At 57.9% G+C, this 13,084-nt stretch carries 13 protein-coding genes; 5 read left to right on the forward strand and 8 right to left on the reverse strand.

Annotation, left to right across the window (positions count from 1 at the left end; translation table 11 throughout):
- Positions 1-6 precede the first annotated feature (6 nt).
- The 3 genes from MON38_RS19910 to MON38_RS19920 are packed head-to-tail and all read right to left on the reverse strand — an operon-like array spanning position 7 to position 2,712.
- Positions 7-1,383 carry a sensor histidine kinase gene (locus MON38_RS19910; RefSeq protein WP_241937908.1) on the reverse strand — a complete coding sequence of 459 codons (1,377 nt, stop codon included), beginning with the start codon at positions 1,381-1,383 and terminating at the stop codon, positions 7-9.
- A 10-nt stretch (positions 1,384-1,393) separates the two neighbouring features.
- The gene (locus tag MON38_RS19915) at positions 1,394-2,068 is read right to left on the reverse strand and encodes a response regulator transcription factor (RefSeq protein ID WP_241937909.1); all 675 of its coding nucleotides are present in this window, start codon (positions 2,066-2,068) and stop codon (positions 1,394-1,396) included.
- Between the two features lie 47 nt (positions 2,069-2,115).
- Positions 2,116-2,712, reverse strand: coding sequence for a methyltransferase family protein (locus MON38_RS19920; protein ID WP_241937910.1), 597 nt, complete (start codon positions 2,710-2,712; stop codon positions 2,116-2,118).
- A 656-nt stretch (positions 2,713-3,368) separates the two neighbouring features.
- Between MON38_RS19920 and MON38_RS19925 the strand changes: the two genes are divergently transcribed.
- Positions 3,369-4,406 carry a hypothetical protein gene (locus MON38_RS19925; protein ID WP_241937911.1) on the forward strand — a complete coding sequence of 346 codons (1,038 nt, stop codon included), beginning with the start codon at positions 3,369-3,371 and terminating at the stop codon, positions 4,404-4,406.
- On the opposite strand, the gene MON38_RS19930 is transcribed toward MON38_RS19925, so the two are convergent.
- From MON38_RS19930 to MON38_RS19940, 3 genes are read right to left on the reverse strand one after another with little or no spacing between them, the layout of a single operon-like run.
- Positions 4,403-4,783: a hypothetical protein gene (locus MON38_RS19930; protein ID WP_241937912.1), complete on the reverse strand. Its 381-nt coding sequence runs from the start codon at positions 4,781-4,783 to the stop codon at positions 4,403-4,405. The genes MON38_RS19925 and MON38_RS19930 overlap by 4 nt on opposite strands.
- On the reverse strand, positions 4,780-5,151 hold the full coding sequence (locus MON38_RS19935; RefSeq protein ID WP_241937913.1) for a hypothetical protein: 372 nt from the start codon (positions 5,149-5,151) through the stop codon (positions 4,780-4,782). Before MON38_RS19935 ends, MON38_RS19930 begins: the two co-directional genes overlap by 4 nt.
- A gap of 24 nt (positions 5,152-5,175) precedes the next feature.
- A complete protein-coding gene (locus MON38_RS19940) occupies positions 5,176-6,150 on the reverse strand; it encodes a site-specific integrase (protein WP_241937914.1) in 975 nt (324 codons plus the stop codon).
- A gap of 278 nt (positions 6,151-6,428) precedes the next feature.
- On the opposite strand from MON38_RS19940, the gene MON38_RS19945 reads away from it, so the two are divergent.
- From MON38_RS19945 to MON38_RS19955, 3 genes are all read left to right on the forward strand, one after another.
- Entirely contained in the window at positions 6,429-7,202 is a 774-nt protein-coding gene (locus tag MON38_RS19945) for a hypothetical protein (protein WP_241937915.1), read from the forward strand.
- Between the two features lie 609 nt (positions 7,203-7,811).
- Positions 7,812-9,281 (forward strand): Fic family protein, encoded by a 1,470-nt coding sequence (locus MON38_RS19950; protein ID WP_241937916.1) that lies wholly within the window; start codon positions 7,812-7,814, stop codon positions 9,279-9,281.
- Between the two features lie 145 nt (positions 9,282-9,426).
- Positions 9,427-10,506 (forward strand): ComEC/Rec2 family competence protein, encoded by a 1,080-nt coding sequence (locus tag MON38_RS19955; protein ID WP_241937917.1) that lies wholly within the window; start codon positions 9,427-9,429, stop codon positions 10,504-10,506.
- A gap of 128 nt (positions 10,507-10,634) precedes the next feature.
- Here MON38_RS19955 and MON38_RS19960 read toward each other — a convergent pair whose 3' ends face one another.
- Positions 10,635-10,826: a hypothetical protein gene (locus tag MON38_RS19960; protein ID WP_241937918.1), complete on the reverse strand. Its 192-nt coding sequence runs from the start codon at positions 10,824-10,826 to the stop codon at positions 10,635-10,637.
- Positions 10,827-10,928: 102 nt separating this feature from the next.
- Here MON38_RS19960 and MON38_RS19965 point away from each other — a divergent pair, with 102 nt between their 5' ends.
- A complete protein-coding gene (locus MON38_RS19965; RefSeq protein WP_241937919.1) occupies positions 10,929-11,825 on the forward strand; it encodes a nucleotidyl transferase AbiEii/AbiGii toxin family protein in 897 nt (298 codons plus the stop codon).
- Here MON38_RS19965 and MON38_RS19970 read toward each other — a convergent pair.
- A complete protein-coding gene (locus MON38_RS19970) occupies positions 11,822-12,706 on the reverse strand; it encodes a type IV toxin-antitoxin system AbiEi family antitoxin domain-containing protein (protein ID WP_241937920.1) in 885 nt (294 codons plus the stop codon). The two genes, MON38_RS19965 and MON38_RS19970, sit on opposite strands and share 4 nt — an antisense overlap.
- Positions 12,707-13,084 lie beyond the last annotated feature (378 nt).

The following is a 13,084-nucleotide window of genomic DNA, read 5'->3' on the forward strand; positions in this document are numbered from 1 at the left end:
TGCGCCTCACCCCGCCAGCAGGGGCAGGGTGACTTCGGCCACGGTGCCGCCGCCGGGCCGGGGCCGCAGGCGCAGCTGCCCGCCGTGCAGCCGGATGATGCGCTGGGCCAGCGTGAGGCCGATGCCGAACCCGGGCACCGTGCCCACGTTGCGGCCCCGCAGCAAGGGCTCAAAAATGCGCTCCTCGTCGGCCGGGTCGATGCCGGGGCCCTGGTCGGCGATGAGCAGGCGCGCCTGGGCTCCCTCGGTTTCCAGCGTCAGCAGCACCGGCTGGCCACCCGAGTACTTGGCCGCGTTGTCCAGCAGGTTGCCCAGGGCGGTGCGCAGCAGGTGGGCGTGGCCCGGCAGGCGCGGCGCGGGCAGCTGCCGGGCCACGGCGTCGGCCACGGTCAGGTCGAGGCGCTGGCCGGGGCGCTGGTGCTGCACGGTGTCCACCACGTCGAGCACCAGCTCCACCAGCTCCAGCGGCTGGCCGTCGAGCAGGGTGCGGGCGGCATCGAGCTGGGCCAGGTGCAGCAGGCCGTTGGCCAGCGCCGTGAGCTTGTCCAGCTCGCGCACCGCCAGCCCGATGCCTTTTTGCAGGGCCGGCACGTCGGCATCGTAGGCCAGCGACGTTTCCAGCCAGCCCTTGATGGTGGTGAGCGGGGTGCGCAGCTCGTGCGAGGCCTGCGAGATGAAAGCGCGCTGGTTTTCCACCAGGGTTTCCTGCTGGGTGAGCAGCTCGTTGAAGGCCGCGGCCAGCACGCCCACCTCGTCCTTGGCATTGAGCGGCCGCAGCCGAAAGCTCAGCTGCTGGGCGCGGGCCGAGCGCAGCTGCCGCAGCAGCCAGGTGACCGGCGCCAGCGCCCGGGTGGCAAACAGCGACCCCAGCAGGCCCAGCAGCAGCAGCGCCCCCAGGTTGCCGTAAACAAACGAGTGCAGCAGCTTGCGCTGCTGGGCGTAGCCTTCCTGGTCGTAGGCCGTCACCACGGCCACGTACTGGCCCGTCGTGCCGGGCCGGCGATACGCCAGCGCCACGCCCTCCTTGGGCCGGGCATAGCCCGCCCGCCGGTACTCGAACTGCACCTTGCCGTACTGCCGGGCCTGCGCCCGCAGGGCCAGGGAAGGCCTGAAATCCGGCTGCGGCGCGCTGCGGTAAATCAGCCGGTCGGTGGGGGCGTACACCTGCTCCACCTGCTCGGGCAAAGAAGCCAGCACGCTGCCCGCGATGGAGTCGTTGACGGCCAGAATCTGCTGGGTGACTTCGGCCTTGCGGGCCAGGCGCTCGGCAAAGGTGTGCCGCCGAAACCGGGCATTGCTCACGTACACGTAGCCCGAAAAAGCCAGCAGCAGGGCGCCCACCAGCCCCGCGAACCACAGCAGGAGTTTGTGCTTTATCTGCATGGCCCGAACCTTAACCCTGCAACAGGTAGCCGAAGCCCACCACGGTGTGCAGCAGCTTCTGGTCAAAGCCCTTGTCCACCTTGTTGCGCAGGTAGTTCATGTACACGTCGATGATGTTGGTGTTGGTATCGAAGTGCAGGTCCCAGACTTTTTCGGCAATGTCGATGCGACTGACTTTCTTGCCCTTGTTCACCAGCAGGTACTCCAGCAGCGAGTATTCGCGGGTGGTGAGCTCGATGCGCCGGCCGGCGCGGGTCACGGTGCGGGCGTCGGTGTCCAGCTCCAGGTCGGCCACGCGCAGCACGGTGCGCTGGTTGGCGTAGCCGGCCCCGCGACGGGCCAGCGCCCGGATGCGCAGCAGCAGCTCCCGAAACTCGAAGGGCTTCACCAGGTAGTCGTCGGCCCCGGCCCCGAAGCCGCTTTCCTTGTCCTGCAAGCCATCCAGGGCCGTGAGCATCATCACCGCCTGCCGGGGCGAGTGCTGCTTGATGTAGCGGCACAGCTCAAACCCGTTCAGCAGGGGCAGGTTCACGTCGAGCACTACCACGTCAAAGGGCTGCTGGTCGAACAGGCGCTGGCCCATCAGCCCGTCAAAGGCCACCTTGATGTCGTAGCCCTCGCTCTCAATCCCTTTTTGGATGAACGAAGCCAGCCCGGCCTCGTCCTCCACCAGTAATATCGTCATGGCGTGAAGTTCCCACCCGTTGGCTATAGCCCAGATGAAGAACCCGCCTACGGCCGTCGCCGCGCCAGCCGGGGCAGCAGCATCGGCACTTGTGTTTGGTAGCGGGCATAGGCCGTCCCAAAATGCGCCAGCAGCTTATGCTCTTCGAGCCGCGCGCCCACCAGCACGTAAAGGGCCGAGCACAGCGCGAAGATGAGCCGGGGCAGGGTGGGAGCGACCAGTACGTAACCCCCCAACACCAGCAGCAACCCGGAATAGAGCGGGTGGCGCACCCACGCATTGAGGCCGTGGGTGCTCAGTGTGGTGCTGGCCGGCATACCTCCCCGGCGCAGATAGCCCAAGCCGCCGAACTCGGCCAAGTTGTAGCTGCGCAGGGCCAGCAGGCCCACCACCGCCCCGCCCAGCAGCAAGGCCCAGCCCGTAACAGTGAACCCGGGGTGGCCACGCCACAGCGGCCGTGCCGGTAACTGCTGCTGGTAAGCCATCAGCAGGCCAAAAAGCACCACGGCCACCCCATTGTAGCCCAGGCGGTAATAGGCGCTCCAGCCTGGCCACCGAGCGGCTACCGCCGTCTTGAGCCAATTGGTCGCCAGCACGCTGTGGAGCGCGTAATAGCCAAGCCAGCCGAGGAGTAAAACAAGCATACGGCCTGCAACTTACTCCAAATGCGGGAGGCAGTACCAGCCAAACCAAAAAAGGCCCGGAAAAAGGCCAGGAGATTGGTTGTTCCAGTCGCTATTGGTTGCTAGGGGCTACCCTCTCGCCGCAAGCAGAGGGGAAAAACCACGGACCATCTTAAGCAGGGTGCGCCCCGCTGGACCGCCTGTGCTTCCTGCAAAAGTCCGGCACCACCGGCGTGGGCACCGAGTACGTGCTAAAGGGTTCATAAAGGGTTCACGCCGGCTGGCGGCAGTTCCCACGCATAACGCAGTAAGTGCCTTGGTAAGCAACTGAGCCGGTTTTTGCTTCTCTCACGGCGCAACGGAAAGGGTTCACAATGGGCTCAGCGCAGACGTTAGTGAGTCACCTGCGCCAGCATCATCCGATAGTCGGGCCCGCGATTCTACCTGTTGTTACATAAGCACTACATAAAAAAAGGCCACTGCAAAGCGTGAAGGCCATTAGATGGTGGCCGGACAAGCGGATTGTTACATGGGCACTACATGAACTCCTAGCCCCCGCTAACCATCTAGTTGGGTGTGAGCTCAAATTATAAATTACAATTGCTTTTTTACAATCGTAAATTTGCAATTGTAAAAAAGCAATTGTAATTTAGTTATTCAGTCAGCCCTTTCTTTCCATGAGCCACCAAAGCATCAAGTTAGACCGTGCCCATACGTGGGATGCCCTTTGTTTCCCCGTAGCGGCAGTGCCGCTGGAAACGCTGCTGCTAGCCAGTTATCGCATCGTGCCAAATGACCGCAAGCAGGCCATTGTGGGGGAACTGCCCGATGGGACGAAGAACATCTTCGCCATGCAGAGCGGGGAGTATAGTCTGATTAAAAACGAGCTGCTGCGCGAGGCCGCCGAACTATACCTGCCGGAGCATACCATCGATGCCAGCTTTACGCCCCAGGGGGAATTTTCCATCAACCTGATTTTGCCCGATGAAATCAACATCTCATCGAGCTCGGCGAATACCAAAGTGGTGGACAGGCTATATAAGTCGATGATTATTAATAATTCGTACTCAGGAAAAACGCCATTTTCGCTGCAAGGCACGGCGTTGAAGGAGCACATCGAAACGGGCACTACCTCAAAAATGCGGGTGAGCTACTACCGGCTTGTGTGCACCAATGGCCTGATGGGCTGGGCCGACGACCACATGAGCTTTGACCAGTACCTGACCTGGCTGCTGAACGGCAAACCGAAGAAGTACAAGGATGCCCTGAAAGTAAAGGACGCCGAATTAGTCGTGCTGACGGGCCGCCAGGTGCAACGTGAGCAGGAAGTGCTGGTGGAGAAGAAGTTTCACCACAAGGGCCTCAACCTGGAGGTGTTCAAAAAGCGGCTGGCCAGCATCTTTACTGCTTTCCAGAGCCAGACGAACTCGCTGACTCCGACCGTTGGGGTCTACAACGCGTTGGCCAAGCGCCCCACGCCGGAAGACCTGGCCACGGTCATCACCGAAAGCGGCTTGCCGAAAATGCTGGCCCGCAATGCCATGGACCGCCTGGCCGAGGAAATGAGGTTGCTGGAAACGCCCGCTAACCTGTGGCTGGCCTACAATGCCGTGAACCACGCGCTGTTCAACAGCCGCAGCTCGCTTTCGATTAATGACCGGTTCCGGCTGGACGAAGCCGCTTTTCACCAGTTGGCTACGTTAGCCCTGACTTAGCCCACCGGGGGCATACGCATGGCCGCGTGGTCGTAGTAGAGAGGTGTCCATTTGTTGGGATTGGGGCTACCCTTTGTGCGCTGGTGCAGCACGTCCCAGATTTCGGAGTAGGGAATGCTCACCCGCGTCCAGTCGGCGAGGCGGCGGCCGTCGAGCAGGACATCCAGTTGCAGCTCATTGACCCCCAACTCAAAGTTGCGGGTCGTTTCCTCATTAAGCCACATGACGGCCAGCCACCACCGCGCAGGGTCGTCGTCGCCTTCGTTGTCTTCGACGTGGTCGTAGTAGTTGGCTTTTAAAAAGTAGTGGTTCGTGGCGTCGGGCAGGCCGGCAGCCACCGCTTGCAGCGCGGAAGCGAGGGGAGCAGGGCAATTCATGATTCCGTGATTACGCTTTGTTGGTAAGCCCAGTCTTCGGGCGACAGAATGGCCTGCATGAAGGCGGAATAGCCCTGGTCGCGCCGTTCCAGCGCGTGCCGCCGCAAGCCCAGACTGCTTTTGCTCTGCTCGAAGCCTTCCTGTTCGACCACGCGGCGCATGTTGGCGGGCAATCCTTCGAGCCAGTCGAGGTAGTCGGCTTCGGTAATTTCGCCCACGGCCTGCTGCTGGTAACGGTAGCTGGCGTTGCCCAGCCGAAACAGGCGGGCGTGCTCGGCCCGCTGGGCTTCCGGTAGGGAGGCTAGAAATTCCAGTTGCGACTGGTGGTACTTATCGTGCGGGTGCCGGGGCTGGAGCAGGTTTTCCATACCTTATATAATAGGTGCGCCAAGTTACAAACCCAGCGAGTGCGCCGCGTTGTAGGCAATGATGTCATCGAGCCGGGAGTAGCGGCTAATCATGGCGTCGGTTTTCTGCTTCGTCTGGTTTTTAATAAACTCGTTGGATTGCCCGTTGAGCTTGGCCGTGGTGATGAACGAGGCCCGTAGCGAGTGGGCCGAATACTTCTCGCCCAGGTGTGCTTTCACGAGCAGGTTTACGCGCCGGTCCGACAGCCGGCGACGCGACGGCGTGCCCGCTTCGCCGGTTTTGCCCCGCGCGAGCGACACAAATACCGGCCCCTCACTGCGTTCCCCCAGCAGTTCCACCCAGGCCTTGTAGGCCCGGATGGGGCAGAACAGCGGGTTGGAAGCGTAGAAAACGGCTTTTTGCTCTAATTCCCCGGCCTGGTTGGTCTTGCTTTTGGGCAGGCTCAGGATGAGGGCCGCATCGGTCAGCTCGATGTGCTCCAGGTTCAGGCCCACTAGCTCGGAGCGGCGGAAAGCCCCGGTGAAGCCTATTAATAGGAGTGCGCGCGCGCGTACACCCTCGGGCCTATTCAAGTCAAGCTCGGCAATGCTTTTTTTGAGATGGGCCACTGAAAAGGCCGGGGCCTGCTTCTGCTTTTTGCCCACGGCGCGGGCCACGCCCTTGCGCAGCACGTCCAGCGCCGGCGCGCTGACGGCCGAGGGCAGCCCGAGTAGCTGATGATTTTTTTCGATGGCAGCCAGGTGCCGGTTGATGGTGGCCAGCTTGCGCGGGATATCGGCCAAGTGGGCGACGTAGCTGGCGAGCGTGGCTACCGCGGCTGGCCAGGGCGTGAGCTCGTGCGCGGCACAGAACGCTTCGTAACTCCGCAAGTCGGCCGAGTACGCGAGCCGGGTATTCTCGGCGCCTTCGAGGCCCAGGGTCAGGTAGCGCCCGACATTCGGCGCGACCTGACCGGCCAGGTCGTTGGCCAGCGCCAGCGCCGGCAGGTCACCGGTCACGGCCGGCAAATTGTTTTTCCCCTTTGGTGCCATCTGTTTTTTGCAATTGCAAAAGTTGAGGGTTGCAAGTGCGGTTCAAAGGTACGTAAAACTTAGGTCCGATAATGAACAGTTATGGAACCTAAGTTTGAGAGTGGCGTCAAGAGCAGTTTGGAATCTGTACAGTCCCAGGCTGCGAGCCACAACTTGGGCAAGTGGATGGTAATTTTAATTATTGCAAGTAAGCAAAATTAATTTACTAGTAAATAGATTTAACTTACTGTATATTTGCCTTTGCTATGACAGACCAACTCAACCCAACGTCCCGCACACCCGGCCGCAAGCCCCAAATCAACATAGAGGTCACGGAAGAAGAAAAGGTGTTTTTTGGGCAGTTAGCTGATGCGCGTCGCCTAAAACTCGCCGCGCTGGTGCGCGAACTGCTGAACGCTGAGGCAGCCCGTCTGGGCGTACCGGCTCAACTTGATGCTTTCGCGAGTGAAGCCAATGGAAGCCATCGTAACCGGTATCAGTACGTTATTAAGGCAGATGAACCGACCGAGACCAAACTTGGGGTGTTCAGGCAATTTCTGTTGAAGTTCAACGCAGATTGCGATTTTTCAATCACCGGTTATGAACCCAACGTTTATCACACTGGCATCCAATGTACTGCTTACAGTTCCAGTGGCGAAAACTCCAACACCATTTACATCGGTATTGCCAGTGACCGATTGCTCAACTACAAAGAGCGCAGGGAAATAGATAGGGTATGGTCCGAAGTGCTGGGATTGAGCCTTAACCTCGCAGACAAATGGGACGGCACAAGCTACGTGGTTGAGAAAAGGCGTACGCTCAGGGGCAAGCAAATGCTTTTGAAGCAGTTTGTTGAGAAGTATCGCGGGGCTAAGCTCGACATCAACGATGCGTATAACGGGGGCACTGCCTTCAAAGTGGTTGCCAGCACGGAGCAGGAGAAAACGGCTATTCTGCTAGAGTACCTGCCCCAGCGAGCCGGGGAAGCGGCTGAGTTAAGAACCGGGCTCGATGAGTACCAAAAGCAAGCATCCTTGTGAGGGCGATTCAGGCCAGTTAACCGCGTGGGTTCGCTTCGGGCAACGCGCGGCTACCGTTGGCCGACTGGGCCGAAGCCCCGGCGTACCGCTTAGGCCCACCCTCAAACTTGCCAGGCAAACGATGATAAAGCTTTTATTAAAACTGGTAACAGACAGGTTGGAAATGCTCTCCCGCGGGTCTAAAAGAGCCTTGTTGCGTTAACAGCAGCCGCACATGATAATGAACAGTGGGGCAGGTGAAGACTTGTTGCTGGAAGAGAATCAGCTGGATGCAGGGCACGATACGTTCGAACGCATCCGGCACATCGAGCGTCAAATAGCAGAGGCCGCGATTGAAATTGCTGTCGCATTTCATGTTGGAGCGCCCTGGTTATGAAATCCAAAATACAATTTGCAATGGCAGGATGACTTACCCCGACGACATGGTCATTGAGTTAAAGCTGAACGATAAGTAAAAGTTGTGATACCTGAAGTAATTCCAGCTGAGCTTTCTGTGGTATATCGCCATCATTAGTATTTCGTGCCAAATCAGTATTAATCTAAAAAAATGTCTCAAATTGATGCTTTAATCGAATAAAATTAACAGCTGGCCTGCTTGCGCCCTTCTTAATGGAAAAAAATGCACACTGGCCACTGCTGGTATTCGGGACTTCAGATTCGGCAGAGAATCGGCGGATTCGGGCCGCCCGGCAGCGGGGAGAACTGCGGGAGGTGGCGTCCCGCATCTACTCCCCGGACTTAATCACTCCTCCAGAGGTGCTGATTCGGAAGAATTGGTTGCCGGTGGTGCAGCACTTGTTCCCGGGCGCACTCATCAGCCACCGCTCGCAGCTTGAAGGCGGGCCCTCAGCTGATGCCCACTTGTTCCTAACCTATAAATATACCCGCAACGTGGAGCTGCCCGGCCTGACCGTCCACTTGCTGGAAGGGCCGGATGCCTTGCCCAGTGACACGCCCTTTGGGGATGGCAGTCTGCTTTTTGCTTCAGAAGCCCGCGGGCTGCTTGAAAACCTGCAGCCAGCCCGCGTTCGCAAGGGGGGCGTCAGCAAAAACCTGCCCATCGAAACCGTCGAGGAGCGGCTGGAAATGGTGCTCAGCATCCGGGGAGAAGACGGACTGAACGCCCTACGGGACCAAGCCCGCGAAGTGGCCGCGGCCCTAGATTGGCCAACTGAGCTGGCCTTGCTGCAACGCATTGTGGGGGCGCTGCTGACCACCCAGTCCAGCAAAGTGTTGAATTCTCCAGTCGCTCGGGCCCGGGCGCTCGGTCTCCCCTTCGATGCGGGCCGGGTGTCCTTGCTCACGGAGCTGCTCAGTGCTTTGCACCAAACAGCGCTCCCGGAGCGGCCCGACCCAGGGCCGGCTGCCCCGGCATTTTACACGGTAGCTTTCTTTGAGGCATACTTCTCCAACTTCATTGAGGGCACGGTCTTCCAGGTGGACGAAGCCCACCGCATGGTGGAATCCGGCCAGGCAATAGGCGGCCGGCATGCGGATTCCCACGATGTGTTGAGTACATACCAGCTCTGCAGCAACGTCGCGGAAATGAGGGTGGTCCCCCAAACGGCGGAGGAACTGCTCGCTATCCTGCAGCGGCGGCATGCTCAACTGATGCGGGCCCGGCCGGACAAACGCCCCGGTCAGTGGAAAGAATATGCCAACAAGGCCGGCCTGACCAACTTTGTGGACCCAGGTCTGGTGCGCGGCACCCTGCACGAAGGATTCAAGCTCTACCGGAACCTAACCGAGCCGCTTGCCCGGGCAATGTTCATGATGTTTCTAATCAGTGAGGTGCACCCCTTTGATGATGGCAATGGTCGGGTGGCCCGTCTAATGATGAACGCCGAGCTGGTGAATGCTGGTCAGTGCCGCATTATCATCACCACCCACGCCCGCGAAGGCTATTTGGATGCGTTGCGGGTGTTAAGCCGACAAGGAAGGCCGGACCTATATATCCGCATGCTGAGCAGTGCTCAACAGTTTGTGGCCAGTTTGCGGCCCGAGTCTTACGAGGCGGTAAAACAGCAGCTGGAAGCCCAGCAAGCCTTCACGGAAGTTTCCTCGCAGTTGCGCTGGTAACCAGAAGGCGTCGACCGGTATAGCCCTGACGACCCCTCACCGGTTAGCACGGTTACGTCTCAGCGAATACCTAGCAAAAGCGTAACGGTCAGCATCAGACATATTTGCATTAAAACGACTAACTACACCTTAATAGCAGCAACCCATGGATATTAAAGTCAATATTTTAAACGTCAAAGACGGCGATGCCATCATTGTCGAGCTGTTCAAAAGCGGCCAGTCGCTGGTTATGGTCATTGATGGTGGGGAACCGGCGTACTACGTAAAGAGAATGAAGCCGGTCTTGCAGGCAGTGCTGAAGGCCCACGGGAAAAAAGCGCCCGATGTCGTCGTGTGCACCCACTGCGACAGCGACCACATTGGCGGATTGATTCCCTTGTTGACCGATTACGGAGCCGATGTTGGCGAGGTGTGGGTGCATAAAATCCCAGCCGCGTTAAAAGAGTACATCGTTCAGGCCCAATTGCTACCTGGGAATGCCGGCTTGAGGAATATTCATTCCCGGGATAACCACCCGCTCAGCCTTTTGCTGGATTCATACCCGGCGGACAGCCAGGTCTTGGCTGAACAGAAGATTGGCTTACTCTTGGAATCGCTGCCCCAATTGCAGCAGCTGATGGACGTGATTCCACCGCAAAAGCTGGTGGAGGCGTTTACGAATGCTCGGCCCTTGGCCGCTTGGCCCGAGGTATCCATTTTAGGCCCCACGCGAGCCTATTTCAACACCCTTTTTCCGCCCAACAAGTCATTTGAGTCCTTCATTGAGGAAGAGGTGCCGGCGGGCCTGTTCCTGACGGAGCAAGAGTCGTTTTTACGGAAACAGGCCAAGCTGGCTGGAATAAAACCGTGCGACCGGTTAAAGACCCAGCAGGAGGCAGAATTGAGCAATACCAACAAAGCCAGTATCATCATTGCCATTGACGCGCAGCAGGGCCGTTACCTGTTTACGGGGGATGCTGGGATTGACTCTTTAAAGAACATCTCCGATTGGCAGAACGCCCTGAAAGACCTGTACTTTCTGAAAGTGCCGCACCACGCCAGCAATAACAACCTTTCCAAAGAACTCTCCGAAGTAATGCAGCCGGTGTATGCATACAGTTCTGGCGCTAATTATCAAGACGATGAGGTACTGGAATGTTTAAAATCCAACGCCCGAAATAAGCGGACTAAGACATCAAAAACGGATGGGGACCTGACTTTCGATAGTGCAGCACCGGAGAAGTAAAGGGCAAAAAGGATAATCTTGCCAACCTCAGATGACAGTCTTACTTGAACGACCGGACATCAAGCAGGTCTGAATTGTTGAGCCAAAGCTTAAGCGCCAGGAAATAGGCCTAATTCGGAAGCCAAGAATTAAAAAGGCTTGTAGCGCTCGCAAGGATTATAAGGATTTCGATTGGAGGCGTCACCCGGCTGGAAAGGCCGCCAGCATCGGCTCATGCCGTAAATCACGAGGCCCCGGGTGGCCGCCGCACTGCCCCAGACCGGAGCCCATGAGGAGTAGAGGAAGATAACAATAATGGCTAAAATCAGGAGCTTGCGCATAATCATTCATTATGATGTCTAAATTTCGTGACCTGCTCCAGTGGCTTCTTGACTTGGCTAAACCGTTTCGGAGCCAATCCCGGCAATGCGTACTTTTAGGGCATGGAATTATCGCTGCTCGATAAAATCAAGCGCTTGGTCATAATTGCTCTGGTGGCCGACGATGAGCTCATGGAAAAGCTTGTGCTCAAAGGCGGCAACGCCATCAGCATTGCCTACGAGGTGGGTAACCGGGGCTCGGCTGACCTCGATTTTTCCATGGCCGATGATTTTGAGGACCTGGAGGCAACATTTGCCACGATTGAAAAGTCCCTGGTGACGGTGTTTGCCGAGGAGGGCCTGCACGCTTTCGACGTGCGCTGGCATCAGCGACCCAGCAAGCTCGCCGAGCACCTTAAATCGTTCTGGGGCGGCTACCTGCTGGAATTCAAGCTGACTCCGGCCGCACAGGCTCGTCAGCATGCGGACGACTTGGCCGGCCTGCGGCGCAACTCGCTCACGTTTGACGAACAGCAGAACCGCAAGTTCACGGTCGACATCAGCCCCTTCGAATACTGCGAGTTGAAGGTGGAGAAAACTCTTAACGGGTACACCTACTACGTGTACCCGCCCCAACTCGTCGTCTTTGAGAAGCTCCGAGCCATTTGCCAGCAGATACCCGCTTATGGCGAGATTGTGGGCGGGCATAAGTCGCTGGGGCGGGCGCGGGATTTCTATGATATCTATACGCTCGCCCACGAATTTACCATTGATTCAACCAGTGAAGCCGCCTTGGAGGTACTGCGGCAGGTATTTGGCGCCAAGCGAGTACCGGAAGCCTACCTGGCTACCATCGCCGATTACCGCGACTTGCACCGCGCAGATTACAAATCCGTGGAAGCAAACGTGACGGCCGGTACCCAACTGCTGGGCTTTGATGCGTACTTCGACTACGTCGTTGCGCACTTCAGCCGCCTACTGGAGCCCTCCTCGGCGGCCGAACCGGCCGCTACTGCTTAAAAATGCGCCGGATAATATACCTGCCACTGGGCATCGTACGCCGGATTAACTAATTCGTGCGCCAAGTAGAAATCCAGGGTTGCCGGTTGAAATTTGCGTACGAGTTGCAGCTGCGAGGCTTTGTAGGTCCCTGCCCGCTCCAGGTAGAGTCCCACCGCCTGGTGATACGGGTAACGGTAGTTGAGCTTGGTGAGCAGCCCCAGTAGCCGGTTAATGGAAACGCGGCCCGCGGCCAGTCGGTAGGCCTCCTGCACCTGGTAGATGCCCCCGGCATATTCGGGCCGCACCGTCACATCCAGCAGGGTCCGCTCCACCCCAGTCAAGGCGACCCGGCCCGCGGCGAAGTGGTCCTGCGTAACCACGCCAAGTTGCCCCGTGAATTTGCCATGTAGCTGCACAAAGGCATAGTCCCCGTAGTACGCACTAGGCGGCGTAAGCTTCGCGGGACGGGCGTAGGCCGCCGTCAACTCGGCCTGGGTTAGGGTCGGCAGCGAAACCGGCTGCCGGGCGCTCTGCTCCTGATTAACAAAAATCTGCTTGGGAATCTGTTCGGTTAACCCATGCAGATAAAGGGCGGTGTAGTGCGAGAGGTAAGCGCGTGGTGCCAGGTGACTGCCCAACTCAAAGGCTGTTACTTCGCCCCAGGTGTAATAGGTTTTGGGCTGACCACTTGCTTGGATAACTGCCGGCCGTAAGGGGGTGGAATCCAGCATCAGGTCGAGAAAGTCCCGCACGCGAGTTCCTGCGGCCAGGCGCCAGCCCTCCCGCTGTTGGGCTAACAGCTGCTCTAATTCCCGTTCCCGGTAAACCCGCTGTTCCCGCTGGCTGAAAAAGGCGATAATATCCTTCTTCGCAATTTGAAAGCGCGTTTTATTGGCCATTTGGAAAGTGTTCGCTATGCCTAAGGTACTAGTACCTTAGGCACTCAGGCAAAGTTACAGGCTATTTTTGATAAAGTCAAGCCTATATGAGAGAAAAATGGAGTTTTTATTGCAACGGGTCTGGATTTGTTTCGTACCTTAGCAGGTACTAGTACCTGCTAAGGTCAAGATAAATTGGCCGTAGATGCTATAGTATGTGGGTAGGCGCCCATTGATGAGGTTTTACTGCCTGTTCCACACCGGCACGGTGATGGTAATTAGGTTGTGAAATTATTGCCCGTGGGTATGCAGTCTCATCGGATTTGCCATTGCGCACGGTTAGGTAGTGCCTGCTCGGACAGGCCAAGCTTATAGGTAGTTAAGGAATTCAGGGTGCCC

Source organism: Hymenobacter cyanobacteriorum, from assembly GCF_022631375.1.
In the GTDB taxonomy this organism is placed as follows: Bacteria; Bacteroidota; Bacteroidia; order Cytophagales; family Hymenobacteraceae; genus Hymenobacter; species Hymenobacter cyanobacteriorum.